General features: G+C 69.1%; 17 protein-coding genes. 7 read left to right on the top strand and 10 right to left on the bottom strand.

The features are described 5' to 3' along the window. Position 1: 1 nt before the first annotated feature. From KYK13_RS17265 to KYK13_RS17285, 5 genes are all read right to left on the bottom strand, one after another. Complete coding sequence (locus KYK13_RS17265) at positions 2 to 2,749, bottom strand: TonB family protein (RefSeq protein WP_223645660.1); 2,748 nt, start codon at positions 2,747 to 2,749, stop codon at positions 2 to 4. Between the two features lie 45 nt (positions 2,750 to 2,794). Further along, positions 2,795 to 4,336 carry a hypothetical protein gene (locus KYK13_RS17270; RefSeq protein WP_223645662.1) on the bottom strand — a complete coding sequence of 514 codons (1,542 nt, stop codon included), beginning with the start codon at positions 4,334 to 4,336 and terminating at the stop codon, positions 2,795 to 2,797. Between the two features lie 235 nt (positions 4,337 to 4,571). Continuing rightward, entirely contained in the window at positions 4,572 to 5,324 is a 753-nt protein-coding gene (locus tag KYK13_RS17275; protein ID WP_223645664.1) for a bifunctional 2-polyprenyl-6-hydroxyphenol methylase/3-demethylubiquinol 3-O-methyltransferase UbiG, read from the bottom strand. A 75-nt stretch (positions 5,325 to 5,399) separates the two neighbouring features. Beyond that, complete coding sequence (locus KYK13_RS17280; protein ID WP_223645666.1) at positions 5,400 to 7,850, bottom strand: excinuclease ABC subunit UvrA; 2,451 nt, start codon at positions 7,848 to 7,850, stop codon at positions 5,400 to 5,402. After that, entirely contained in the window at positions 7,847 to 8,176 is a 330-nt protein-coding gene (locus tag KYK13_RS17285; RefSeq protein ID WP_223645668.1) for a helix-turn-helix transcriptional regulator, read from the bottom strand. Before KYK13_RS17285 ends, KYK13_RS17280 begins: the two co-directional genes overlap by 4 nt. 100 nt (positions 8,177 to 8,276) lie before the next feature. On the opposite strand from KYK13_RS17285, the gene KYK13_RS17290 reads away from it, so the two are divergent. Then, a complete protein-coding gene (locus tag KYK13_RS17290; protein WP_223645670.1) occupies positions 8,277 to 9,029 on the top strand; it encodes a collagen-like protein in 753 nt (250 codons plus the stop codon). 75 nt (positions 9,030 to 9,104) lie between these two features. Further along, positions 9,105 to 9,902, top strand: coding sequence for an endonuclease/exonuclease/phosphatase family protein (locus tag KYK13_RS17295; RefSeq protein WP_223645672.1), 798 nt, complete (start codon positions 9,105 to 9,107; stop codon positions 9,900 to 9,902). Between the two features lie 9 nt (positions 9,903 to 9,911). Here KYK13_RS17295 and KYK13_RS17300 read toward each other — a convergent pair whose 3' ends face one another. The 3 genes from KYK13_RS17300 to KYK13_RS17310 form a co-directional block, all read right to left on the bottom strand. After that, complete coding sequence (locus KYK13_RS17300) at positions 9,912 to 10,298, bottom strand: hypothetical protein (protein ID WP_223645674.1); 387 nt, start codon at positions 10,296 to 10,298, stop codon at positions 9,912 to 9,914. A gap of 8 nt (positions 10,299 to 10,306) precedes the next feature. Then, on the bottom strand, positions 10,307 to 12,667 hold the full coding sequence (locus KYK13_RS17305) for an SH3 domain-containing protein (protein WP_223645676.1): 2,361 nt from the start codon (positions 12,665 to 12,667) through the stop codon (positions 10,307 to 10,309). A gap of 118 nt (positions 12,668 to 12,785) precedes the next feature. Continuing rightward, positions 12,786 to 13,685 (bottom strand): hypothetical protein, encoded by a 900-nt coding sequence (locus KYK13_RS17310; RefSeq protein ID WP_223645678.1) that lies wholly within the window; start codon positions 13,683 to 13,685, stop codon positions 12,786 to 12,788. A 268-nt stretch (positions 13,686 to 13,953) separates the two neighbouring features. Here KYK13_RS17310 and rph point away from each other — a divergent pair, with 268 nt between their 5' ends. From rph to KYK13_RS17325, 3 genes are all read left to right on the top strand, one after another. Continuing rightward, positions 13,954 to 16,560 (top strand): rifamycin-inactivating phosphotransferase, encoded by a 2,607-nt coding sequence (rph, locus tag KYK13_RS17315; RefSeq protein ID WP_223645680.1) that lies wholly within the window; start codon positions 13,954 to 13,956, stop codon positions 16,558 to 16,560. A 153-nt stretch (positions 16,561 to 16,713) separates the two neighbouring features. Then, positions 16,714 to 17,736: a deoxyhypusine synthase family protein gene (locus tag KYK13_RS17320; protein WP_223645681.1), complete on the top strand. Its 1,023-nt coding sequence runs from the start codon at positions 16,714 to 16,716 to the stop codon at positions 17,734 to 17,736. Positions 17,737 to 18,048: 312 nt separating this feature from the next. Continuing rightward, positions 18,049 to 20,268: an alpha-amylase family glycosyl hydrolase gene (locus KYK13_RS17325; protein ID WP_223645682.1), complete on the top strand. Its 2,220-nt coding sequence runs from the start codon at positions 18,049 to 18,051 to the stop codon at positions 20,266 to 20,268. Between the two features lie 60 nt (positions 20,269 to 20,328). Here the strand turns inward: KYK13_RS17325 and KYK13_RS17330 are convergent, their stop codons facing one another. Next, entirely contained in the window at positions 20,329 to 22,173 is a 1,845-nt protein-coding gene (locus KYK13_RS17330) for a glycoside hydrolase family 15 protein (protein WP_223645683.1), read from the bottom strand. 72 nt (positions 22,174 to 22,245) lie between these two features. Next, a complete protein-coding gene (locus KYK13_RS17335; RefSeq protein ID WP_223645684.1) occupies positions 22,246 to 23,343 on the bottom strand; it encodes a glucose 1-dehydrogenase in 1,098 nt (365 codons plus the stop codon). Positions 23,344 to 23,541: 198 nt separating this feature from the next. Here KYK13_RS17335 and KYK13_RS17340 point away from each other — a divergent pair, with 198 nt between their 5' ends. After that, a complete protein-coding gene (locus tag KYK13_RS17340) occupies positions 23,542 to 24,567 on the top strand; it encodes an aldo/keto reductase (protein WP_223645685.1) in 1,026 nt (341 codons plus the stop codon). Between the two features lie 66 nt (positions 24,568 to 24,633). Next, a complete protein-coding gene (locus tag KYK13_RS17345) occupies positions 24,634 to 25,080 on the top strand; it encodes a hypothetical protein (RefSeq protein ID WP_223645686.1) in 447 nt (148 codons plus the stop codon). The last annotated feature ends 18 nt before the right edge of the window (positions 25,081 to 25,098 follow it).

Here is a 25,098-nt window from a genome sequence, read left to right on the forward strand (position 1 = left end):
GTCAGAAGCTTCCTTTCACGCCCACCACGGGGAGGATGGGGATGCCGGGCACCTCGTACTCGCGGCGCTGCCGGTAGTCGTTGAACGTGAACTCGGTGTTCTTCGCGTTGTAGAGGTTCTGCACGTCCAGGTAGAGCCCCAGCGTCCAGCGCTGGAACTGCCAGCTCTTGTCCACCCGCACGTCCAGCTGGTGGAAGCCGCGCATTCGCGCCGACGCGTAGGGGCCGTACGTGCCGCTGAAGCGGTTGCGGTCCACCTGGTACACGTCAAACGTGTGGTCGAGCGGCGTCGTGGGGCGGCCGGTGGTGTAGCGGAAGCGCCCGCCCAGCTCCCAGCCGTTGCCCAGCACGTAGTTGCTCACCAGCGTGAGGATGTGCGTCTGGTCGAAGGGGCTGAGGCCGTACGCCGTATCGTCGCCGGTGGGACCGAAGCCTCCGAAGTCTCCGCTCCTTTCGGGGACGCGGCCCGCGCGCCCGTCGAGCGACTGGCTGAAGGTGTACGACAACCAGCCGGACCACTTGTCCGTCGCGGACGCGCGCTGCTTCTTCACCATCACCTCCACGCCCAGGGCGCGGCCGATGCCGTCGTTGGAGTACGGCACCTGGAACACGCCGCCTCCGGGGAGCGAGACGATCTGCCCGGGCGCCACGATGTTGCTGAAGCGGCGGTTGAAGAAGCCCGTCACGTCGACGTTGAAGACGTCGGTCAGGCGGTGCTCCACGCCCAGGCTGCTCTGGAACGCGCGCTGGTACGCGAGGTCCGGGTTGCCGTACGGCAGCGTGATGAAGCGGAACGTCTCACCCGGCTGGCTGTAGAGGCCGAGCGAGCCCTTGAGCTGGGTGCGCTCGGTGGCGTTGAAGGCCACCCACAGCCGGGGATCCAACGCCACGTTCCGGGCGTCGCCCGCGCGCTGGTAGTTGGCGCGCAGCCCGGGGGTGAAGGTGAACCGCCCCACCTTCCAGTCCGCCTCCACGAAGAGCGCGCCGTCGAAGGAGCCCAGGCCAATGTGCTCCACCAGCAGCTCGCCCACGGACTCGGCGCCGGGGAAGGCCACATACTCGAAGTTCTCCGGGGCGGGGAACTCCACGTCGAAGGACTGGTGCTCGTACACCAGGTCCAGGCCCGTGCGCACCGTGACGGCGGGGGACAGCTCCAGGCCCAGCACCTCGCGCGCGCCCACGGTGTAGCCCACGCCGTCCTGCTTGGCGGAGCCGAACTTGAAGCTGGTGCCGTCGTAGCCCACGTAGGGCGTGAAGACGGAGGTGAGGTTGCCCTTGCGGTACGTCCAGTCACCCTTGATGCGGTGGAAGAGGGTGTGCGTGTCCACCGTCAGGTCGCGCTCGGTCTCCGGGCCGGAGGACACCAGGCGCAGCTGATCATCACTGCCGAAGGCCATGACGTAGCCGGTGCTGCGCCCGCCGCCCGCCAGCGACTGCGCCTCCTCCTCCGAGCGGGCCTCCCGCTTCGCGCCGAAGTCCACGCGCACCTGGTAGTCCCAGTAGCGCGGCACCACGGACAGCGTGCTGCCCTCGTCCTTGGGGAGGACGGCGGGCAGGAGCGCGTCGATGTACGAGCGCCGCGCGGCGGCGGCCACGCTGACGCCGTCCGTCACGGGGGCCTCCAGGAAGAAGCCCGCGTCCAGCAGGTCCACCTTCGCCGCGCCATGGAACGTGTCGGCGGCGCCCTTGCGCGTGCCCACCTCCACGATGCCGCCCACCGCGCGGCCGTACTGGCTGCCGTAGCCGCCCGGGAAGAAGTCGAGCTGGTCGATGAACTCGGCGTTCACCACCGAGGGGCCGCCGAGGAGGTGGAAGAGGAGGGGGATGCGGACCCCGTCCATCATCGTCGCCGTCTGGCCGGGGTTGGAGCCGCGCACCAGCAGCTCGCCGGAGATGAACGGCGCGCGCGCCACGCCCGGCAGGGTCTGGATGACGCGGATGGGGTCTCCGAAGGTGCCCGGCGTCCGCTGCGCCTCCTGGCGCGTGATGGTGCGGCGCACGACCTCCTTCTTCGGCCGCTCGGAGCGCACCACCGTCTCCAGCGCGCCGCCGGACGGGGCGAGGAAGAAGTTCACCTCCGTCGTCTCGTTCTCCTGGAGCAGCTCCTTGGTCTGGTAGAGCTGGTAGCCGGACGCCACCACGCGCACGGCGCACTCGCCCGGGGGCACCTCCAGGCTGAAGCGGCCGTCCGCGTCCGACACGGCCTCGGGGGCCTCCGGGTCGTCACCGCAGCGCACGGTGGCTCCGGCCACGCGCGAGCGGCTGCCGCGGGAGATGAGCTGGCCCTTGAGCGTCGCCGTCCTCGCCTCCGGGGCCTGCTCCGTCGTGGGGGCCTGCTCGGGGGGAGCGTTGAGGGTGAAGTGGTAGACGTACTCCACCTGCACGGGCGCGGGCACCCCGTCCACCTCCGCCGGAGAGAAGCGGAACTGGCGCACCGCCTCGATGGCCGCCTCGTCGAAGCCGTGGCCCGCGGGCTCCGTGGGCAGCACGTCCGACACGGAGCCGTCCGCGGCGATGGTGATGATGAGGCGCACGGAGGCGGTGAGCCCTTCCGCGAGCGCTTCAGGCGGGTAGGGGGCCTCCACCTGCCGCAGCAGCTCCGGAGGCTTCGTCATCACCGGCTGGGCCTGCGCGGGCGGGGCCGCTTCCGCGGGCGGCGCGCCGGCCTGCGGCGCCTGCGCCAGCGCAGGAGTTCCCAGCAGGAGCGAGGCCGCGGCGAGCGCGCTTCGGGCGTTCAGGTTCAGGGACATGGGGCGCGGAGCATACGGGATGCGGCCCGCGCCGCGCGCCGTTCCTCAGCTTCCGGTTTCGTGGGGGGACGCCCGCGTGTAGCGCCAGAAGGTGAAGCCTGAAGGCTGGGCGATGGGGGCAGGGTCCCGGACGAAGCGGAGGCCGTGCAGCTCCCGCTCCTGGGGCTCCCCTGCTTCGTCGTCATCCGGGGTACGCACCCAGACGAGCGTCCGTGTCCGCGCCAGCTCCGCCATGTGGAAGGGCGAACGCTGGGCGTAGTTGGGCGCCGGCACCGGCTTCGCCTGGACCTCCAGCGGTTGCACCGCCGCCAGCCGATAGACATTCCAGTAGCCCCCCACCAGCAGGGTTCCGGGCGCCATCCGGGCCAGCGTCTGAGCCGCGTCGAGCAGCTGCTCGTGCTGCTCCTGCACTCGCGGCGGATGGGCCCAGCTCCAGGCCAGGGCCACCCCCATCGCTGTCACGCCCGACGCGCCGGTGACTCGCAGCGCCCGGGCTGGCAGCCATCGCGCCAGGTGGTGCAGGAGCAGTGAGCACAGGCCCACCAGGAGCATCAGGTGCGCCAGCGCGAAGTAGCGCGGTGCGAAGAGGTTGACGCGCACGTGCTCCACCGCGACCAGCAACGCCAGCTGCGCCAGCGCCGCGAGCCCGCATGCGAGCGCCATCCATGCCGGCTCGGACAGCTCCGCCCACGCGGCCCGTCCCCGCCGCGCGTGGCGCACGAGCCACGTACCCGCGAGCCCGAAGCCCACGAGCAGCAGGCCGCCTTGCGGCACCGGTCCCGACCACAACGAGGCCAGCACCTTGCCCGCGTTGTCCCAGAGGTGTCCCCAATCCAGCTCCACCTTGGTGCGGAACGTCGTGCCGTACGTCCGCGAGCCGTAGCGGTGATACAGCCGCCGCAGCTGCCGTTCGAAGACACCGCCCAGCAACACGGGGACCGCCGCCGTCACCCGCGGACGCCAGCCGGCGTGCCCCCGGACCCGGACGCGCAGCGACTCCACGCCCCACACCACCGCCAGGATGGGGATGCTCGACGTCGACACCCAGCACGCAAGCGAGGCGGCCAGCGTCGCCGCCACGCCCCAGCCCACGCGGGCCCGGCGCTCGTCCGCCTCCAGCAGCCGCCGCAGGCTCCACCACCCCCACGCGAGCATCGTGAACTGCCAGCCGTAGGGTTGCGCGAGCTCCAGGACGTGGTTGCGCACCTCCGCCGGGCCTGCCAGCGCCAGGGGCACCACCACGAGCATGCCCGCCGCCGCGGACGCCGAGGCGCGGACCAGGCGTGACAGGGGGAACGCCGCGGTCCAGGTCACGACGAGCAGCACCGCTTGAAGTCCCCCGGCGGACCAGTCCCGTCCGCCCACGAGCCGGGCGAGCAGGAAGGGCCACGCCCCGAAACGGTCCTGCCCCCAGTAGTACGCGTGGAACAGGTCCACCCGCTCCGCCTGCGCCATCAGCAGTGGAACGGCGGAGTCGGAGTTGAGCGGCGGGAGCCCCCCGAGCCCCGGCTGGAGGCAGAGCAGGGCGAGCGCCAGCGAGAGCGCCCAGCCCAGCAGCGCCAGGAGCTCCGCGAAGCTCCGCTTCAAGGCCTCACCCGGGCGGCTGCGAGGGGAGGGCGTTGAAGCGCGACGTGGGGGGCGGACCGGGGAGCCATTCGCGCGGGAGGATGCGCTAGGACTCGCCGTGACACCATCAGGATCCGATGCGCCGCGCTCCTCGCCGGACCCTGGAGGTGGGTTCACTCTAGGTCCCAGCCTCCCGGCCATGAACCTCCGACCGGGCGGACTGGGGGCGGCCTCAAGCCGCCTCGGAGCACCGGGCCTACCGGGGGATGAGGATGACGTCTTCATCCTGCTCCAGCCGGTACGTTCCGTCCGGTTGCAGGCAACGCTCGGCGTGCACGCGGATTCGCGCATCCAGCTGTCGTGCCTCTTCCGGGCTCATGGCCGCCAGCTGCGCGGCCGTGAAGCACCCTTCCAGCACGAGGAAGCGGCAGAGCGTGTGCATCTCCTCGAAGGTCTTCGCGGCGAACCCGCTCATCGTCGCGACCGCCTCGTGACGCAATTGCTTGCGTTGCAGCTCCGTGACGACGTGCTCGCTGAAGTACAGGGTGCTGGAGAACTCCCGGCACATCGCATGAGTCGGGCCGCGGGAGGCGGCCATCACGATGAGACAGGCTCCTCCCGGGCGCACGAAGCCCAGGAGTCTGTCAATGAAGCCGCCCCACTCCGAGACAGCCACGTGGTACAGGACGTGTGAGCAGACGACCAGGTCATACCGGTCCTGGGCGTCGTAGCGCTCCAGGGTGACCGGGAGGACCTTCGCCTTCTCATGATGGAAGCCGGCGCTCTGCTCGGGGTGGGGTTCGAGCAGGGTGAGTGAAGCGAAATGCGGCGCGAGCCGTTCCGCCACCTTGCCCGCTCCCGCGCCCACGTCCAGCAGGGTGGGGTGCGCGGAAAACCCTGGCAACAGCCGCTCCGTGACGAGCTGGTGGATGTTTCGCGGATGCCGCGCGGCCGCCGCGAGCAGGTGGAATGCCGTGGCGTACTCCCGCGGTGACAACGTGATTCCCATGACTCCCCCGGCGTGACGGGATGACTTCCCGGCGGACGCTATCACTGCGTCCGCCGGGAAGTTCGGGGCCTGGAATCAACGGCCCTTCTTCTGGGCGCGCGCGCGGGGCGGCTCGGCTGCCTTCTCCGACGCAGTCTTCGACGGACCGCCCACGAAGTCCGCCAGGTGCTTGCCGGTCAGCGTCGACTTCGCCGCCACCAGCTCGGCCGGAGTGCCTTCGAAGACAATCCGTCCGCCGTCATGACCCGCGCCCGGCCCCAGGTCGATGATCCAGTCCGCGTGCGCCATCACCGCCTGATGGTGCTCGATGACAATGACAGACTTCCCGGAGTCCACCAGCCGGTCCATCAGCCCGAGCAGCTGCTCGAGGTCTGCCAGGTGCAGGCCGGTGGTCGGCTCGTCGAGCACGTAGATGCCGCCTTCGGTCCCCATGTGCGTCGCGAGCTTGAGCCGCTGCCTTTCGCCACCCGACAGCGTGGTGAGCGGTTGGCCCAGCCGCAGGTAGCCCAGGCCCACGTCCGCCATGCGCTGGAGGATCGCGGACGCGGCGGGCGTCTGCGCCTTGCCCGCGCCGAAGAAGCCGACCGCGTCCTTCACGGGCAGGTCGAGCACCTGGGCGATGTTGAGCCCCCCGAGCTTGTATTCCAGCACCGACGCCTGGAACCGGCGGCCTTCGCAGTCCTCGCAGACCGTGGTGACGCCGGCCATCATCGCCAGGTCGGTGTAGATGACGCCGGCGCCGTTGCAGGTCGGACAGGCGCCCTCGGAGTTGGCGCTGAACAGGGCGGGCTTCACGCCGTTGGCCTTCGCGAACGCCTTGCGGATCGGCTCCAGCAGGTCGGTGTACGTCGCCGGGTTGCTCCGCCGCGAACCGCGGATCGGGGCCTGGTCGATGGACACCACCCCCTCCCGGGTCCCCACCGAGCCGTGGATCAACGAGCTCTTGCCCGACCCGGCCACGCCCGTGACCACCACCAGCACCCCGAGCGGGATGTCGACGTCGACCTTCTTCAGGTTGTGCGTGCTGGCGCCGCGCACCTTCAAGACGCCGGACGGCTTGCGCACGGAGGGCTTCAGTGAGGCCCGGTCGCTCAGGTGCCGCCCGGTGAGCGTGCCGCTTTCGCGAAGTCCCTCGACGGTGCCTTCGAAGACCACCTCGCCCCCGGCGGTGCCGGCCCCCGGCCCCAGGTCCACGACATGGTCGGCGATGGCGATCATCTCCGGCTTGTGCTCGACCACGAGCACGGTGTTGCCCTTGTCGCGCAGCCGCAGCAGCAGGTCGTTCATCCGCTGGATGTCGTGCGGATGCAGGCCGACCGTCGGCTCGTCGAAGACATAGGTCACGTCGGTGAGCGACGACCCGAGGTGGCGGATCATCTTGGTTCGCTGCGCCTCACCGCCTGACAGCGTGCCGGAGGGCCGGTCGAGGCTGAGGTAGCCCAGGCCGATCTCCACGAACGAGTCGAGCGTGTGTTGCAGCGACTTCAACAGGGGGGCGACGGATGGCGCGTCGAGGCCGCGGACCCACTCGGCCAGATCGCTGATCTGCATCGCGCAGGCGTCCGCGATGTTGATGCCCTTGATCTTCGAGGAGCGTGCGGCCGCGCTGAGCCGGGTGCCCTTGCATTCGGGGCAGGAGGCGAACGTGACCGCGCGCTCCACGAACGCCCGGATGTGCGGCTGCATCGCGTCCACGTCCTTGGTCAGGAACGACTTCTGGATGCGCGGGATGAGCCCCTCGTAGGTGAGGTTCATCTTCTCGACCTTCACCTTGGTCGGTTCCTTGTAGAGGAAGTCGTTCAGCTCCTGCTTCGTGTACTTGCGGATCGGCTTGTCCGGGTCGATGAAGCCCGAGGCCCCGAAGATGCGCACGTGCCAGCCGTCCGCCGTATAGCCGGGGATGGTGAGCGCCCCCTCGTTGAGCGACTTGCTGTCGTCGTACAGCTGGGTCAGGTCGATATCGCTGACCGTCCCCATGCCTTCACACTTCGGGCACATGCCGCCGGTGACGTTGAAGACGCGCTTCTCCGTCTTGCCCTCGCCCTTCTCGACGGTCATCTCGCCGGTGGCGCGCACCGACGGCACGTTGAAGGAGAAGGCGTTGGACGACCCGATGTAGGGCTTGCCCAACCGGCTGAACAGCACGCGGAGCATCGCGTTGGCGTCGGTCGCGGTGCCGACCGTCGAGCGGGAGTTGGCGCCCATGCGCTCCTGGTCGACGATGATGGCGGTCGTCAGTCCCTCCAGGACGTCGACCTCGGGCCGGCCCAGCGTGGGCATGAAGCCCTGCACGAACGCGCTGTAGGTTTCGTTGATCAGCCGCTGCGACTCCGCCGCGATGGTGCCGAACACCAGCGACGACTTGCCGGAGCCGGAGACGCCGGTGAACACCGTCAGCCGCCGCTTGGGCAGCTCGACGCTCACGTCCTTCAGGTTGTTCTCGCGGGCGCCCTGGACGCGGATCAGGTCATGGTTGTCCGCGGGGTTCGCACGGCTCAGCGCTGCGGTCTTGTCGGAAGAGGTCATGGGTCCATCTTCTCCAGCAGTTGTTCAAGGCGGTCGACATGCTCCGACCAGAACGCACGGTGGTGCGCGATCCAGTCGATGAGCGGCTTCATTCCGCGGGGATCCACCCGGTAGTAGGTGCAACGCCCTTCACGCCGGCCCTTCACCAGGCCGGCTTCCTTCAACGCGGCGAGGTGCTGGGAGACCGCGGGCTGCGAGATGTCGAATCGCGCCGTGAGGTCCTTCACCGCCGCTTCGCCACGCGTGAGTGACTCGAGGATCGCCCGGCGGTTCGGGTCCGCCAGCGCCTGGAAGATCCTGTTCTCGGCCACGGCCACGCGCTGCATGTCCGACGCATAAGTTCGTGCTTATGTGTTGTCAAGCGTGACCTACTCCTCCGAGGGATTCATCAAGGGAGGGAAGAGGCCTATTGGATCCGCCATGTCCATGCGCTCCCTGGTCTTGGTTTCATGGTGTGTCTGCCTGTCTCTTGTCGCCGCGTGTCTGGGAGATGAGAGCCCCCCAGGCCTCGCGGTCCCCGAGGACGTCGCCGTGTTCACGGGCGCCCTGCCGCCGGCTGCTCCCCAGGAGGTCGGCGGCAACCCGGAACCGTTCATCTGCGTGCGTGGAAAGCCCTTCTGCGACGGCGAGAACCTCTCTTATTGCACTCGCTCCGGAACGGATGCGGTCACCTTCGGCGCCTGCGCTGGAGGCTCCGCGACCAATCCCGTGGGCTGTTTCACGACGGATTGCCGAGGTGGCGCCGCCGCCTGCTGCCGTCCCAGGAAGGCCACGTGTGAGTGGTCCTTCACGAGTCCCGCCATCTCCGGACGGACCTACGACTACGACGGATCGCGAGACAAAGAGAACTACTGCGTGGCGCCTTCGACCTGCGCCCAGGACAGCCTGTCCTTCTACATCAACCCGCCCAGGACGACGGGAACGTGCCCCGTGATGATCGGCCGCTCCGTCCATGTCATCGTCAGTCGCCCCCTTCCGCCGCCAGGCCAGCGGGTGACCCTGCCTGACTCACGCATTCACATCGAGTCGGGTGGCGTCACGACTCCCTGCTCGGCGTGGACGGGGTCACTCATCGTCCATTCGGATGTTCCCAGCTGGCGGGTCAGCCTTGATGTGACCTGCAGCAATCCGGGCTCGGGAGACATCCGCCTCGTGGGCTCCGCTGGCGGCGACGTCTGACGTGTCAGGCGCTCGACGACGGGGCGGAGCCATCAGAGAGCCCGGGAGAGGTGGGCATGGAGTAGTCTGCCCGGCATGCCGCTGAAGGTGATGACGCTGAACATCCTGATGGGAGGCGAGGAGCGCATGCCGCTGCTCCTGGCCCTCATCGCCCGCGAGAACCCGGACGTGCTCGTGCTGCAGGAGTGCCTGGGCTGGGAAGAGGGGGAGCGTCTGTGTCAGGTCGCCGCCGCGCTGAACCTCCCCGCGACGGAGGCGCACGTGCGGCTGGGCATCGCCCGCCCGCGTCCCAGTGGCAGCCGCTACCATGTCGCCATCGCGAGCCGCCTGCCGCTGCGCTCGGTCCGCGCCCACGCCAACGCCCACTTCATCGGCCACTGCCTCCTCGAATGCGAGCTGGAGACGGGCGCGGCCCCGTTGACCGTCTTCGTGGCCCACTTCGACTCCCACCACGAGTCCCTGCGCTTCGTGGAGGCGCGCTATCTGCGCTCCCTGATCGACCCCGCGGCCTTCGGTGAGCGGGCCTTCGTGCTGGCCGGCGACCTCAACTCCCTGTCCCGCGCGGATCCCTATCCGGTGGACCTGGCCGACCGCGTCCGCCGCGCTCGGGTGGACAAGTACGGCCATCCTCCGCGCTTCGACGTCATCGACGACCTGGAGGGCTTTGGCTGGGTGGACACGCTGCGGCTCAAGCCGGCTTCGCCCCAGTGGGCGACCGCCCGGCGCCAACGCGATGGGGAGAGCATCGACTTCCGCACGGACTTCGTCTTCGCCTCGCCCGCGCTGGCCCGGCGGTTGCTCGCGGCCCAGGTGGTGGACGTGGGGACGGCCTCGGATCACCACGCGCTGACCGCGAGCTTCAGTGACGCGTGAGGCGCACCTTCACGTCAGCTCGTGACGCTGGAGGGACTCCGCCTCCGCCACGATGGCCGCGCGGATCTTCCCCTTCAGGGTCGCTTCGTTCTTGAGCAGTTCCTTGAGGGCCGGCGTCTTCCCGTAGAACACCCACATGGAGGAGCGGCCGGCGCCGCTGGCGGTGAAGATCCGCACCTCGAAGTAGCGCTCCTGCTTGCCCTTGTCCCCGCTCAGCGGGGCCACGTGCAGTTCGACATCCCCCACGCCGTCCACGAGCGCGCCGCCCGCGAAGCGGCTGCTCAGCGCGGTGAACGTCCCCGTGTCGGGAAGGCTCGTGCGTGCGCGCTCCGACAGCTCGTGGAGCGCGGCGCCAATCGCCTGCTGCAGCTTCTGTTCGTTCAGGACGACCTGCATGCGATTCCTCAGGGAGACTTGTATCGGGCCTTGATGGCCGCGATGGAGCGCTCGAGCGCCTGGATCCGCTCGACACTCAGGATGGGGTTCAGGCCCGGAGGCAGCGGGGGCGGGTGGGACGCGTGGCCGAGCTCCACCATGCGGGCATGGATGTATGCCTGATTGAGGTACTGGAGGTATTGCGCCTTCTGCGCCTCGCTCAGCGCGTCCATGGCGGCCTCCATGGGCTTGACCAGGCTCTGGAGCTCCGCCTCCGCGGCCTTCGGCACATTGCGCACGAGCGGCTTGCGCAGCAATACGTCGTAGGGGATGTGCTCCGCGTTGGCGATGGTCAGCACCTCCTTGCCGATGATCTGCAACTCGCCCCGCACGCCATTGGCATGCTTGAGGTACGCGCACACCACCGTGTACCCGCTTTCCATCCGCTTGTTGTTGATGACCAGGGGCTTGCCGGCCTGGATGGCCGCGATGTTCAAGGTCTCCAGGTGTTCGGGGGAGAAGTAGGGCTTTCCGCCCGGCCCGTGGAGGTTGTTGAGCTCGACGACCTCCAGCTCGCCCAGACGGATGGCGTCCGCGAGCCGGTTCACCACCCGCGTCATCGCCGCCGGCGAGGTGTCCGACAGGACGAGCCGCGTGCCAATGGCATCCCAGAGGTTGGCGATGGCCTCCTCGACGGTGGTGACCTTCGCCTTGAATTGCTCGATCGCGCGCTGCAACCGGTTGGCCGCGGAGACGGGATCCTTCGCGCGCCATTGCACCTCGCCCATGCCCTTGAACACCTTCGCGATCAGGTTGCGCGCGGGCTCCAGCTCCCTGGCATAGCGGGACCAGGCCTTCTCTGCGAGCTCCAGGAGCGCCTGCGGGAGCGGCGTCTCGCGCTCGCGCAGGCGTTTGGCGGCCTCTCGGGGGCCGGGCATCGGAGACTTGCCCGCGGCGTGATTGGCGGCGCGCTCCTTGAGCCATGACGCGAGGCGGGTCGAGCCGAAGGACTTCTCCACGGCGGTGCCCTTGAGCAACCGGAGCGCGGTGCCCACGCCCTTGGCCGCGGCCCACAGCGCGAGGACCTCGACGAGGACGCCCGCGAGGACCCCGATGACCTCCGCCAGCTCGCGCGCCGCCTCGTCCAGCCGCTGCGCGTTCCCGCGCGCGTCCCACACCTTGCCGAAGAACTTCGCGAACGCGGAGCTGATCTTCTTGAGCGCGTCGACGATCCACGTGGCGAGGAAGGCCAACCCCATCCAGTCCAGGAGCGCGAGCCCCACCTCGAGCCCCGCGGCGGCCCCCGGCGCGGCGCCCACGCCGCCCGCGAGCGCGCCCAGCGCGGCGCCCACCGCCGTGCAGATGGCGAGGAAGAGGATGGCGCCCACCGCCATCTCGAGGAGCGCGATGAGCACGGTGCGCAGGGCCTGCTCGACGTGCCTTTCGATGGCTTCGGGGATGTACTGGAGCGACAGCTTGATGGCCTCCCAGATGTCGCCCAGCAGCTCGGCCACCCGCTGGAAGCCGGACGCGATCGCGTCCACCGCGTTGAAGCTGTACGAGCCGGAGTTGACGGTGCCGCGCAGCCCCTGGGCGAACTCCTTGCTGGGAATCCAGATGAGCGTGTCGGCCTTGAACTCGAGCGACTTCCAGCCGGCCGTGGTGTTGGGAATGGCCCGCCGGTTGACCTGGGCGAGCACGGCCACGAAGAAGCGCAGGTCCGCGCCCCAGGCCCGCGCGATGTCGCCGTAGTAGGTCTCCGCGATGGCGATGGCGGTGCCATCAATGCCGCTGGCGACGCGGTGGAGCCGGGCGTTCGGTTCGGGCATCGGGTGGCGAGGCGCGGACCAGACGTAGTCGGCGGCGACGAAGCCCACGCGCCCGTCGCGCGTGCTCACCGACAGCCAGCCGCCGGGCATCGGCGCGATGACCTGCACGGCGGTGTTGAACGCCAGGCTGCCGATGACGTTGTTGCCCTGTTCGGGGCTGGAGCGCAGTTGGAGGGGCGGCGCCTTGTTCCACACGACGATGCCCACGCCCTGCGCGGGGGACGCATCCGCGTCCGGTGGGCGCACGGGCATGGGGGACACGGGCTTGATGGCCGACACGGTATGGGCGCGCGTCAGCCCCACGAGCTTGCCTGTCTTGAAGGCATCCGCCAGGCGCTGTTTCATCACGGCATCGGCGGGCCACGTCGCGGAGCCCGCCGTCGCCGCGCAGGCGGTGTACATCTCCCGGACGGCCTGCCGGTGCGTGCGCATCCACCCGTCGAGGCACATCTGCATCACGGCGGGAGCGACCCGGCGGCTCGTGTCCTTCGCCTCCGCGTCGTTCCACAGGACGACGACAAAGGAGGCCCCGCCGCCGGAGAGTACCCACTGCTTCGACATGGCTTCCCTTCAGGTGACGGGAGCCATGGATGCTAGCCAGTTGGTGGAGGGTGGACCAGGGGCCCTTCGGGGGGCAGCTGTGGCGGACATGCCCTCCGGTACTCCTCGTCGCCGTGACTCAGTGGCCCACGGACACGGTGATCTGCTGGATGCACGGGCCCGGCGGGAGATACACCGTTCCCACCACGGTGATGGTGCCACCCGGCGCCAGCGCCCTGTCGAGCACCCCCCGGAACGGGAGCGTGCGGAAGATGATGGCGTAGGGGTTGCCCGGATCGTTCGGGCCCTTGTCATCCTCCGGGCTCCAGATGCCCCCCGCGGACGACGCGCTGGCGTGCCCCATGGCCACGGGAGTGCCTTCGCGCAGCGGGACGCTGCCCACGTTCTGGAGTGTGACGCTGACGCGGCGTGCCTCATACCCGGGGATCCGTGAGGGCGCGGGCTCCAGGGACGTCGCCACGGTGCGAAGCTGCGCATTCCGCTCGTCCGGCTGAAGGACTCGCAGCCAGAACCAGGGCGTCGGCTCGGGGGCCGACACGAGGCGCACCTGCTCGTGATCAAGGAAGGCGATCGTCAGGATGTGGTTCGCCCCCTCCCGGAAGGCGCTGGCCTCCGCCTCCGCGCGGATGGTGACGGACTGGCCGGGCCGCAGGGACGGGAGCCGGCCCTGGGTGAGCGTCTCCGTGCCCAGGATCGCGGTGGGATCATCAGGGAGGGTGAGCGACGAGGGATCCCGGTATCCGGCCGGGTCCACGGCCGCGTGGGACAACGTGAACACCGGCCCCGTGTCGATGATGCTGTCCGTGATGTTCACGGCGTCGAAGCTGATCTGGAACCCGCGGCCGACCTGCTGGATGTTCCAGTTGCGGATATCGACCTTCTGGAAGAGGCCGTTCTTGTTCCACCACCACCTCGGTGGAGTGCCGCACATCGGGGAGTCGAGCTCGTCGGCGTGGGCGGCGAGCGGGACGTGAATGAAGAACAACGCTGCGAGCAATAGGAGGACTCGGGTTCTCAAGGGCAGCCTCATTGTCTGACCCGTCTTGAGGATGGGCGGGCACGCATTCCCTTGAGCAACCCGGGTGCCAACCCCGAAGCAGGGCGCTCGCCCTGTCACCGGGCTCCGTGGGCGTCCATGTCCCGCAAGGCTTGCATGTTGGCTCGCATCGACACGGCAAGGCTTGCGCATGCCCGGCAAACCTTGCATGGGTGGCGGGGCCTTCGCTGCGCTTCACTCCGGGGGGCAGGAGTGGAGTGCCGCCCTTGCCCGAGTGGGAGGTATGCGCATGCGCTGCTACGTGTTGGGGTTCCACGAGATCGACCCGACGCAGGTCGCGGTCGTTGGCGGCAAGGGCGCGCATCTGGGGGCGCTTTCGAGGCTCGAAGGCATCCCCGTGCCGCCCGGCTTCTGCGTGACGACGGACGCCTTCCAGCGAATCCTGGCGGAAGCGCCGTCGATCGACGCGCTGCTCGATCCACTGTCGCGCCTGAAGCCAGCGGACCGGGAGCAGCTCCGCGCGCTCAGCGCCGAGGTCCGCCGCACCCTCGAAGAGACGGCCATCCCGGACGAGCTGGCGGCGGCGATCACCGACGCGCTTGCTCAATCGGGTGCGCAGGCCGCCTACGCCGTGCGTTCGAGTGCGACGGCGGAGGACCTGCCGACGGCCTCCTTCGCGGGCCAGCAGGACACATACCTGAACGTCGTGGGGGCCGCGGCGATCCTCCAGCACGTCCGCCGGTGCTGGGCTTCGCTCTTCACCGAGCGGGCCGTGACCTATCGCCTGCGGAACGGCTTCGACCACCGGAAGGTCCGCATGGCGGTGGTCGTGCAGCGGATGGCCTTCCCGCAGGCGTCCGGCATCCTGTTCACGGCCGACCCTGTCACCTCGAATCGGAAGATTGCCTCCGTGGAGGCCAGCTTCGGGCTCGGAGAGACACTGGTCTCCGGTCTGGTGAACGCGGACATCTACAAGGTGCGGGATGGCGAGCTCATCGACAGGACCATCGCCACCAAGCATCGGGCCATCCATGCCTTGCCGGGAGGGGGGACGCGCGAAGAGGCGATCGCGCCCGAGCGGCAGCAGCAGCCCGCGCTGACGGATGCGCAGGTCGTGCGGCTCGTGGAGCTGGGCCGGCGGATCGAAGCGCACTTCGGCCGGCCCCAGGACATCGAATGGTGTCTGACCGACGACGGCTTCCAGTTCGTCCAGAGCCGGCCCATCACCACGCTGTTCCCCATTCCCGCGGCTGGCGACGGGGAGAACCACGTCTACCTCTCCGTGGGTCATCAGCAGATGATGACTGACGCCATGAAGCCCCTGGGACTCTCCCTGTTCCAGCTGACGGCCTTGCGGCCGATGTACGAGGCCGGCGGGAGGTTGTTCGTCGACGTCACCCAGGCCCTGGCTTCACCTGCGATCCGCGCGGGCCTGCTGGAGATGATGGAGAAATCCGATCCGCTGTTCCGGGACGCGCTTCAGATCCTGCTCAACCGTGGCGATTTCATCCGGCCGCTCCCGGACGCGAGCCCTGGCCGGCTCCCGGCGGGTGCCGGGTCTTCTCCAATCGAGGCCGATCCGGCCATCGTCGACGCACTGATCGCACGCACCCAGGCGTCCCTCGCCGCCTTGAAGCGCGACATCCAGACGAAGACCGGCTCGGCGCTGTTCGACTTCATCCAGGAGGACATCCAGGAGCTGAAGCGGCTGTTGCTCGAACCGAAGAGCCATCAAGCGATCATGGCGGCGATCGATGCCACCTGGTGGCTCAACGAGAAGCTGCGCGCGTGGCTGGGCGAGAAGAACGCGGCCGACACGCTCACGCAGTCCGCTCCCAACAACGTCACATCGGAGATGGGGCTCGCGCTCCTGGATGTCGCGGACGTGGTCCGCCCGCATCCGGAGGTGGTGGCTTTCCTGCGGCAGGTCGATGCCGACGGCTTCGACGGAGACCTCCTGGACGCGTTGTCCCGGCTCCCGGGCGGGCAGGAAGCGCGAGACGCCTTCCAGGGCTACCTCGACAAGTACGGCATGCGCTGTGTGGGGGAGATTGACATCACGAAGACGCGTTGGAGCGAGCGTCCCGCCACGCTCGTGCCCATCCTCCTCGGCAACATCCAGGGCTTCGAGCCGGGCGCTGGCGCGCGGCGCTTCGAGCAGGGGCGTCAGGCGGCCTGGAAGAAGGAACAGGAGGTGCTGGAGCGCCTTCGGGCCTTGCCGGAGGGCGGGGCGAAGGCCGAAGAGACGAAGCGGATGATCGACCGCGTCCGGACCTTCATCGGGTACCGGGAGTATCCGAAGTACGGAATCATCAACCGTTACTTCATCTACAAGCAGGCCCTGCTGGGAGAGGCCGAGCGGCTCGTGCAGGCCCACGTGCTGCGCGAGAAGGAGGACAGCTTCTTCCTCACGCTCCAGGAGCTCCACGAGGTCGTGCGCACGAACCGGGTGGATGACGCGCTCATCCGCCAGCGCAAGGACACGTTCCGGTCATACCAGGCGCTCACGCCGCCCCGGGTGCTCACGTCGGATGGAGAGGCCATCAACGGGGCCTACCGGCGCGACGACCTGCCGGCCGGCGCGCTGGTCGGTCTGGCGGTCTCCGGGGGGCTCATCGAGGGGCGGGCGCGCGTCATCCTGGACATGGCGGACGCGGACCTCGAAGCGGGCGACATCCTGGTCACCGCCTACACGGATCCCAGCTGGACGCCGCTGTTCGTCGCGATCAAGGGCCTGGTGACGGAGGTCGGTGGCCTCATGACCCACGGTGCGGTGATCGCGCGGGAGTACGGCCTGCCGGCCGTCGTGGGCGTGGAGCAGGCGACCCGGCGCATCCGCGACGGACAGCGGATCCGCGTTCATGGGACGGAGGGCTACATCGAGCTGCTGTCATAGCCACGAGGCTGCCCGCCGTGGTATTGGCGCCGCAGCCACCCGACACTCCCGATGGCGGCGCGACGTCTCGTCGTGACCGTAGGGGTGTCCTCGGGTGGCTTTGCTCAACCGTTGCCTCCCGAGCTTCAACCACGTTGTCGCCGGAGGCACCCCATGAGCACGTCCGAGCTCCCCCTGCTCGAGTTCGTCCTGTCGAACTACAAGAACTTCAACGCCCGCGCCACGCGCGACGCGCTGCTGTCGTACTGGCAGCACGTCTCCAGCGGAGGCCGGATGTTCTGGAGCGTCGCGGGCGCGATGTCGTCCGCGCAGCTGGGCATCACCCTGGCCCCCGCCATCCGCGCGGGGCTCATCCACGGCCTGTCGGTGACGGGCGCGAACCTGGAGGAGTCGCTCTTCCGGCTCGTCGCGCATGACTCCTACAAGGACTTCCCGGAGTACCGCTACTTCACCAAGCAGGACGACACGCGCATCCTGGAGCAGCGGATGCGGCGGGTCACCGACACGAGCATCCCCGAGGACGAGGCGTTCCGCGCGGTGGAGAAGATCGTCGTCCCGATGTGGAAGGGCGCCTCCGAGCGGGGCGAGCGGCGCTTCTGGCACGAGTACTTCTACGACATCGTCCTGGCGCTGGAGCCGTCCGCGTACGAGGGCAACCCCGAGGACTGCTGGCTGCTGGAGGCGGCGAAGCGCCGGCTGCCCATCGTCGTCCCCGGCTACGAGGACTCGACGTTCGGCAACATCTTCGCGTCCTACGTGAAGACAGGCGAATGCAACGCGAGCATCGCCAAGTCCGGCATCGAATACATGGCTGACTTCTACGATCGCTACGCGGAGCTCTCCGCGGGGCAGGGCGTCGGCTTCTTCCAGATTGGCGGCGGCATCGCCGGCGACTTCCCCATCTGCGTGGTCCCGTCCACGAAGTACGACCTGCAGAAGCCGGTGAAGCCGTGGGCCTACTTCTGCCAGATCAGCGATTCGACGACGTCCTACGGCTCGTACTCGGGCGCCACGCCCAACGAGAAGATCACCTGGGACAAGCTGACCGAAACGACGCCGATGTTCGTCATCGAATCGGACGCCACCATCGTCGCTCCGCTCATCCTCCGCGCGCTGCTGGAGTGCCACGCCAGGCCGGAGGCGGCGAACGCGCTCATCGCGAAGCCCCGCCGCTAGCCACCTCATGCACCCGACGCGGATACGCCGGGCGACCGGAACCACTGGAGCCCGACGTATCCGGCGTGCTCGTGGGCGTGGCGGCGATGGGGCGCTCGGACATGAGCGCTGGTCCAATCCCCTGGATGGCTCCCGCGTGCTGACACCGGCGCGGTGACGCGTCCATCACGCCGGGGGCCACGATTCCACCGGTGTGTCGTGTACTCGCCCCCGCGGCATGCCCGGCTGGACTTGGAGGAATGGAGCTCGCCCCGCCGACGGTATGCTGCCCCGTGGATTCTCATGGGGCATCGACCCCGAAGGAGCGCTGGCATGCATTGGCGGAAGTCCCTGCTCACGCTGGCCATGGCGGGTGTCCTGGCCGCCTGCCAGGGCGAGGGCGGTGGAGGCGATGGAGGAACCCAGCCGCCGCCCCCGGCGGATGGGGGTGTGGATGCAGGCGTGGTGGATGCGGGTGTCGACGCTGGCACGGGCGATGGCGGCGTGGACGCGGGGATGGATGCAGGCGCGCCGTACACCGCGAGCGTCACCGTCGCCGCGACACGGACCGACAGCCGCCTGGCCTGCTTCAAGGGCAACGGCGAACCCGAGTGCAACCTCCGCCTCTACCAGGTGATGGTCGAGGCCTTCGTCGACGGCGACAGCACCGCGGATTACAACACCGGCTACGGCACCAGCCATCACAAGGGCGACCTGCAAGGCATCATCAACAGCCTCGACGCCATCCAGTCGACGGGCGTCAACGCCCTCTGGCTGACCCCCATCTTCACGAGCGTGCCCGTGAGCGGCCAGGACGACTGGGCCAGCCGGCTCGATGCCACGGGCTATTTCGCCTCGGACTACTTCAACGTCGATCCGAAGTTCGGCACCAACGCCAAGCTGAAGGAGCTGGTGGAGCGCGCCCATGCCCGCGGGATGTATGTCTTCCTGGACGGCGTGTTCGGCCACTTCAAGGTCAATGCCAGTGATTACGCCTCGCCGCAGGGCCGCACGCTCTCCACCACGGGGCAGCAGGGCGGCACCGGGCGGGCGGCCGTGTATCCGGACGACCTCGACTTCTTCAAGGAGGTCGCCACGCACTGGGTGACCGAATACAAGATCGACGGCTGGCGCGTGGATCAGGCCGCTCAGGTTCCGGTCCAGTACTGGGACGACCTGCGGACCGCCGTCGCCGGTGCCGCGGCGGACGTGAGCTACACGAACGCGGCCGGGCAGACGGTCCATCCGCTGGGATACATGGTGGCGGAGATCTGGAGCGGGCCGGCGGACATCGCCAGCCACGGCTTTGGCACCGCCGCGAGCCCCGCGCTGCTGTCCGCGTTCGACTTCCCGATGCGCTACAGCCTGGTGCAGACCCTGGCCGTCGAGGAGTCCGGCACGGGGAACCGCGCGGCGAGCAACCTCCAGGCCGGGTATCAGAACCAGCTGGCGTATCCAGCCCACGCGATGCCCAACCTGATGCTGACGAACCACGACCTGGTCCGCTTCGGCGATCTCCTCCAGCGAGGAGGCCTGGCGGAGCCCCAGGACGGCGCCTGGTGGGCGCGGCACAAGGCCGCCTTCAGCTTCATGGCCGACTACAGCGGCCCCATCACCCTCTACTACGGCGACGAGGTCGGACAGGAACTGCCAGGCTTCGCGGCCAAGGAGGACAACGCGACCTGTGCCGTCCGGGGCGTCTGCGACGACCATGTGTCCCGGACCTCCGCTATCGTGGAAGGGATTCCGACCACGGTGGGGGCGCCCGCCACGGTGCTGACGCCCGCGCAGGCGGACCTGAAGCACTACGTCGCTTCCCTGATGGCGCTGCGCGATGCCCACCCGGCGCTGGCGAATGGCAGCCGGACGCACATCTACTCGGATGACAGCGTCTACGTCGACCGCAAGGACACGGGCACCGACCACGTCTTGTATGTGTTGAACGCGAAGGCGACTCCCGCGGTCATCACCGTGGCCGGGACGGCCATTGGCAGCGCGGGCGCCCTCGTCGCCCTGCTGGGAGGCACCGATGTGGCCCTCTCGGATGGCCAGTATGTGATTGCGCTGAGGCCGTACGAGGGCCGGTTCTTCGTCATCGCCTCGCCCACCGCCGACGGACCGCAGACCGGCCCGGGAGGCGGGCTCTCCGGCCAGGGACCGCTGGCCCGTTGCGACGCTCCGACGGTCGACGGGGCCGGTCCTCTCGGCAAGGAGCTCTTCATCCGGGGGAGCTATGTCGGTGGGGACAACTTCGGTGCGACGCCCGCCAGCCGCCGCTTCGCCTACAAGGGCGACAACATCTACCAGGTGGTGGTCAACGAGCCGGACGTCACCGCCTATACCTTCAAGTTCGCCAGCGCGGACTGGTCGACGGAGCTCGCGGTGTTGGACGCGGCCCCGGTGGTGATTGCCTCGGAGCAGCCGATGTCGCGCGCCGCGGGCCCCGGCAAGGAGTCCTCCATCGCCATCCCGGAGGCCGGCAATTACGTGTTCAGCTTCCGCATCAATGCCACGAACGATGGCGGGGAGCTGATGGTCAGCAAGTGCCCCTGACGCGCTGACACGCCGAGGCGCGCGGGTGCGGTCCTGCCCGCGCACCGCTCTTTTGCGCGCCTAATGCAGGCTCGCGGCGACCCTGGCGGCGAACGACACGTCGCGTCCTGCCCGCTTCGCCTCGAGCAGCACGGCGCTGTTGATGAGGCCGACGTGGGAGAACGCCTGCGGGAAGTTGCCGAGCTGGCGGCGCAGCCCGGGGTGGTACTCCTCGGCCAGCAGGCCCAGGTCGTTCCGGACGGAGATGAGGCGCTGGAACAGCGCCTCCGCCTCTTCGAGTCGGCCCGCCATGATGTAGTTGTCCACGAGCCAGAAGCTGCAGATGAGGAACGTGGCCTCGTTGCCCGCCAGCCCGTCCACGCCCGTCTCCGTCGAGTAGCGCTCCACGAACCCATCCCAGGTGAGGCCCATCTCGATGGCGGCGACGGTGCCCTGCATGCGCGGGTCATCCGCGGGCAGGAAGCCCATGTGAGGCATCAGGAGCACGCTCGCGTCGAGCGCGTCCGAGCCGTAGGACTGCGTGAAGGCGTTCAGGCGTGGATTGAAGGCGCGCGACAGGATGTCGGCGCGGATCTCCTCGCGCAGCGCGCGCCAGCGGTTCAGGCGCTGCCTCAGCTTCTCCGGCGCGTTGGCGCCGAACTCCTCGATGAAGCGGACGCCTCGATCCACCGCCACCCACGCCATCAGCTTCGAGTGCGTGAAGTGGAGGTGTTGCTTGCTGCGGATTTCCCAGATGCCCTCGTCCGGGCGCTGCCAGCGCGTCTCCATGAAGTCGACGAGCACCCTCAGCATGTCCCAGGGGAGCGAGCCCTCCTCCGGCATCCCGTACACGCGCGCCTCATACATGGCGTTCAGCGTCTCGCCGTAGATGTCGAGCTGGAACTGATCGTACGCGGCATTCCCGATGCGCACCGGCCTCGACTCCTCGTAGCCGGGGAGCCAGGGCAGCGCGACCTCGGTGAGGCGGTGCTCGCCGGCGACGCCGTACATGATCTGCGCCTGGGCCGGGGCGCCGGCCACGGCCCGCAGCAGCCAGTCGCGCCAGGCGCGCGCCTCGTCGAGGTAGCCTCCCCGCATCAGCGCTTCGATCGTGAGGGACGCATCGCGAAGCCAGCAGTAGCGGTAGTCCCAGTTGCGGACCCCGCCGAGCTCCTCGGGGAGCGACGTGGTGGGCGCCGCGACGATGCCGCCGGTCGGCTCGTAGGTGAGCGCCTTCAGGGTGATGAGCGAGCGCACCACGGCGTCGCGATAGGGCCCCTCGTACCGGCAGCGGCTGGCCCATTCGCGCCAGTGCCGCTCGGTCCGCACCAGGTCCCGCTCCGCATCGATGGAGTGCCCCGGCGCGGGCCGGTGCGACTCATAGAACGTCAGGGAGAAGGGGAGCCGCTCGCCTGCGCGGATGACGAAGTCCGCTTCCAGGCGCGCCGCGTCCCAGTCCGGTGTGAAGGGGACCGAGCTGCTGTAGGAGAGCGCGTCCGGACCCGAGGTCAGGGTGGCGTGGCGGCCTTCGCATTGGATCCACGGCGTCAGCTTGCCGTAGGCGAAGCGCACGCGGAGGTCCGCATGCATCGGGACCTCCCCTTCGAGTCCCTCGACGATGCGGATGATGTCGTGCTCGACCTCTCCCGGAGGCATGAAGTCGATGACGCGCGCCTTGCCGGCATCGCAGGTGATCTCCCGCTCCAACACCAGCGTCTCCGGCCGGTAGCGCTGCTGGACGGACCGGACCGGCGCCGAGGGCCGGAGGCTCCAGTAGCCGTGCTCCTTGGTCCCGAGCAGCCTGGCGAAGCAGGCATCGGAGTCGATGCGCGGCAGGCACATCCAGTCGATGGACCCGCTGCGGGACACCAGTGCGATGGTCGTCTGGTCGCCGATGAGACCGTAGTGCTCGAGGGGGGAGGACATGCCCGGAAGTTGGGATGTGCCACCGTCCCACGCAACGCCGCGCCGCAGACTGCCCGGCCGGAGGAGGGAGCCTCAGTCTCGCCGGCCCGACGTCAGCTGAACCACTTGCTTGATGCCGCTGTGTCGCGTGATCAGCGCGGGCGCCTCCTGGATGGGCGTCCGGTGGGTGATGAGGGAGCGCAGGCTCTGAGGGAACAGGAACATCCCCTGCTCGAGCTCCCGGAGCGCCAGCGCGTAGGCACTCCGGCTCGCGTTCACGGTCCCGAGGAGCAGCTGGTTCCGCAGCACGATGTTGCGCATGAGGGTGTCGGTATCGATGGGGTTCGGGCGGCCGTGAGCCGGGATGCCGGTGAAGATGAAGAGCCCGTTCGGGCCCAGCGCTTCAAGCGCCGCGAACGCGACCTTCGACACGCCCACCGCTTCATAGATGATGTCGAAGGTGCCGCGCTTCTGCCCCAGCTCCCCGAGCGGCACGTCCTTCCCGGAGACGTAGGTGGCACCGAGGGAGCGGACGAGGTCCGCGCGTTCGCTCGTCGCGGACTCCAGCGAGTAGACGAAGGTGTCGAAGTGGTTCACCACCATGCTCATGGCGCCCAGGAGCCCCACCGGCCCCGCGCCGAGCGCCAGGGCGCGCACGCGTTGACGCTCCCAGGGAAGCCGCTGCTGAACGGCCTGTGCCTGCTCCGCGGCCTTGGCCGCGACGGTGAGCGGCTCCGTCAGGACCGCCACATCGGAGAGCTTGCGGGGCACCACGACCAGGTGCTCCTCGTCCTCCACCACCCACTCCTGGAGGAAGCCGTGTGCCTCCTTGATGCCTCGCTCCCGGAAGTCCCCCGTGATGCAGAAGTCCTGACGTTCCGCGCGACAGGGATGACAGCGGGCATGGGGGCAGGGCCTGCGGACGGTGGGGACGACGAGGTCCCCCTTTCGGACCAGGGTGACGTCCGGGCCCGTCTCCGTCACCTCGGCCAGGGCCTCGTGCCCGATGACGAGGTGGTCGGAGCCTGGAGGCGGCGTCCCGTACTCGAAGGCGCCAATCTCCCGGTCCGTGCCGCAGATGCCCACCTCGAGGACCTTCAGGAGCACCTGGGAGCCCTTCACGGGCGGGGGCTCCGGCCGTTCGATGAGGCGGACCTCACGCGTCCCTGGAAAGACAGCCACCGCTCGCATGCCGCACCTCTCGCAATGACGGGTACGTCTTTCAGATGTGCACGCCCTCAAGGTGGAGCGCGGTGGCCGGCCAGCCACACCGTGCGGCCGTGCCACTCCTGCGCGCGCTGAAGAGGGGGAGGTGGCTCCCTGCCCATGCCGGACGACAGCTTGATTCGCGGGGAGGCGGTGCACACCGAAGTGTCACGGAGGTGAGCCATGGAGTACGCATCGATTCCCGGCGTTTCGACCCCTGTCAGCCGGGTGGGCCTGGGGACCTGGGCCATGGGCGGGACACAGTGGGGAGGCACCGACGACGATGAGTCGGTGCGGACCATCCACGCGGCGCTCGACATGGGCGTCACGCTCATCGACACCGCGCCGGCCTACGGCTTCGGACACTCGGAGGAGGTCGTGGGCCGGGCGATCGCCGAGCGGGGAGGGCGTGAGCGGGTCGTCGTGGCGACCAAGGTGGGCCTGGAGCAGCGCGGGGAGGGCGTCATCCGCAACTCGTCACGGCGGCGGCTCTTCGAGGAGATCGAGATCTCGCTCACGCGTCTGCGCACCGACTACATCGACCTCTACCAGGTCCACTGGCCGGACTTCGCCACGCCGTACGAGGAGACCGCGCAGGCGCTGCTCGACCTTCAGCGCGCTGGAAGGATCCGCGCGATTGGCGTCTCCAACTATTCCATCGAGGCGATGGAGCGGTTCCGCCGTGTGGCACCGCTCGCCGCCGCGCAGCCCCCGCTCAACCTCTTCGAGCGGCAGGCGCTGGCGGACATCATCCCCTGGTGTCGTGCGAATGGCCTGTCCACGCTGACCTACGGTGCGCTCTGCCGTGGGCTCCTGACCGGAGGCATGAACGAGAGCACCCGCTTCGAAGGAGACGACCTGCGAAAGACCGACCCGAAGTTCCAGCCTCCGCGCTACGCGCAGTACCTGCAGGCGGTCCAGCGGCTCACGCAGTTCGCGCGCGAGCGCTACGACAAGGGCATGCTCCCGCTCGCGATCCGCTGGGTGTTGGATCAGCCCGGCGTCACGGTCGCGCTGTGGGGCGCCCGTCACCCCGGCGAGCTGGCTCCGCTGCGGGACGTGATGGGCTGGAGTCTCGACGGCGAGGCCCTGATGTACATGGACTCGGTGGTGAATGAGTCCGTGCGTGACCCCGTGGGCCCCGAGTTCATGGCCCCCCCGGAGCGGCATCAGGAAGAGTCGAGCGAACCGCAGGGGGCGCCCATCTGACCCGCGTCGCGGAGCCCTTCCTGCCCTGACACGTCGAGGGGGCCGGGGCCGGTGTATGCTCGTGGGATGTCTCCGTCATTCCTCGTGTTGTTGGTGATCGCGGTGGTCGTGGGAGCCCTCGTGGGCTCCTGGTGGCGCTCCTCCAGGCATGAGCAGCCCGCGGAGCCGCCCACCGCGCTGTCTCCGGAGAAGGGGCAGGAGCGCCTCGCGGAGTTGATCCAGGCCGGGCAGACGATTGACGCCATCAAGCTCTACCGCGCCCTCCACGGCGTAGGCCTGAAGGAGGCCAAGGACGCGGTGGACGCGATGCGGGATGGCCGGGCCTCCACGGCCCTTCCCAGTCGTCAGGCTCTGTCCGATGCAGAGGCGAACGCCGCCATCGAGCAGGCCATCTGGGACAACAACCTCATCCAGGCCATCAAGCTCTACCGCGACCTTCACGGCGTAGGCCTGAAGGAGGCCAAGGACGACGTGGAGGCGATGCGTGCCGACCTGCTCCGGCGGAGGGGATGATGTCCGCCGGGACGGCGC

This window comes from Corallococcus sp. EGB (assembly GCF_019968905.1).
Lineage (GTDB): Bacteria > Myxococcota > Myxococcia > Myxococcales > Myxococcaceae > Corallococcus.

Excerpts from the sequence above, each read along its gene's own strand:
- KYK13_RS17285 (WP_223645668.1), bottom strand. The coding sequence starts at position 8,176 with ATGCAGCGCGTGGCCGTGGCCGAGAACAGGATCTTCCAGGCGCTGGCG.
- KYK13_RS17345 (WP_223645686.1), top strand. The coding sequence starts at position 24,634 with ATGTCTCCGTCATTCCTCGTGTTGTTGGTGATCGCGGTGGTCGTGGGA.
- rph (WP_223645680.1), top strand. The coding sequence starts at position 13,954 with ATGCGCTGCTACGTGTTGGGGTTCCACGAGATCGACCCGACGCAGGTC.
- KYK13_RS17275 (WP_223645664.1), bottom strand. The coding sequence starts at position 5,324 with ATGGGAATCACGTTGTCACCGCGGGAGTACGCCACGGCATTCCACCTG.
- KYK13_RS17320 (WP_223645681.1), top strand. The coding sequence starts at position 16,714 with ATGAGCACGTCCGAGCTCCCCCTGCTCGAGTTCGTCCTGTCGAACTAC.
- KYK13_RS17265 (WP_223645660.1), bottom strand. The coding sequence starts at position 2,749 with ATGTCCCTGAACCTGAACGCCCGAAGCGCGCTCGCCGCGGCCTCGCTC.
- KYK13_RS17340 (WP_223645685.1), top strand. The coding sequence starts at position 23,542 with ATGGAGTACGCATCGATTCCCGGCGTTTCGACCCCTGTCAGCCGGGTG.
- KYK13_RS17300 (WP_223645674.1), bottom strand. The coding sequence starts at position 10,298 with ATGCAGGTCGTCCTGAACGAACAGAAGCTGCAGCAGGCGATTGGCGCC.
- KYK13_RS17280 (WP_223645666.1), bottom strand. The coding sequence starts at position 7,850 with ATGACCTCTTCCGACAAGACCGCAGCGCTGAGCCGTGCGAACCCCGCG.
- KYK13_RS17305 (WP_223645676.1), bottom strand. The coding sequence starts at position 12,667 with ATGTCGAAGCAGTGGGTACTCTCCGGCGGCGGGGCCTCCTTTGTCGTC.
- KYK13_RS17330 (WP_223645683.1), bottom strand. The coding sequence starts at position 22,173 with ATGTCCTCCCCCCTCGAGCACTACGGTCTCATCGGCGACCAGACGACC.
- KYK13_RS17325 (WP_223645682.1), top strand. The coding sequence starts at position 18,049 with ATGCATTGGCGGAAGTCCCTGCTCACGCTGGCCATGGCGGGTGTCCTG.
- KYK13_RS17295 (WP_223645672.1), top strand. The coding sequence starts at position 9,105 with ATGCCGCTGAAGGTGATGACGCTGAACATCCTGATGGGAGGCGAGGAG.
- KYK13_RS17290 (WP_223645670.1), top strand. The coding sequence starts at position 8,277 with ATGCGCTCCCTGGTCTTGGTTTCATGGTGTGTCTGCCTGTCTCTTGTC.
- KYK13_RS17335 (WP_223645684.1), bottom strand. The coding sequence starts at position 23,343 with ATGCGAGCGGTGGCTGTCTTTCCAGGGACGCGTGAGGTCCGCCTCATC.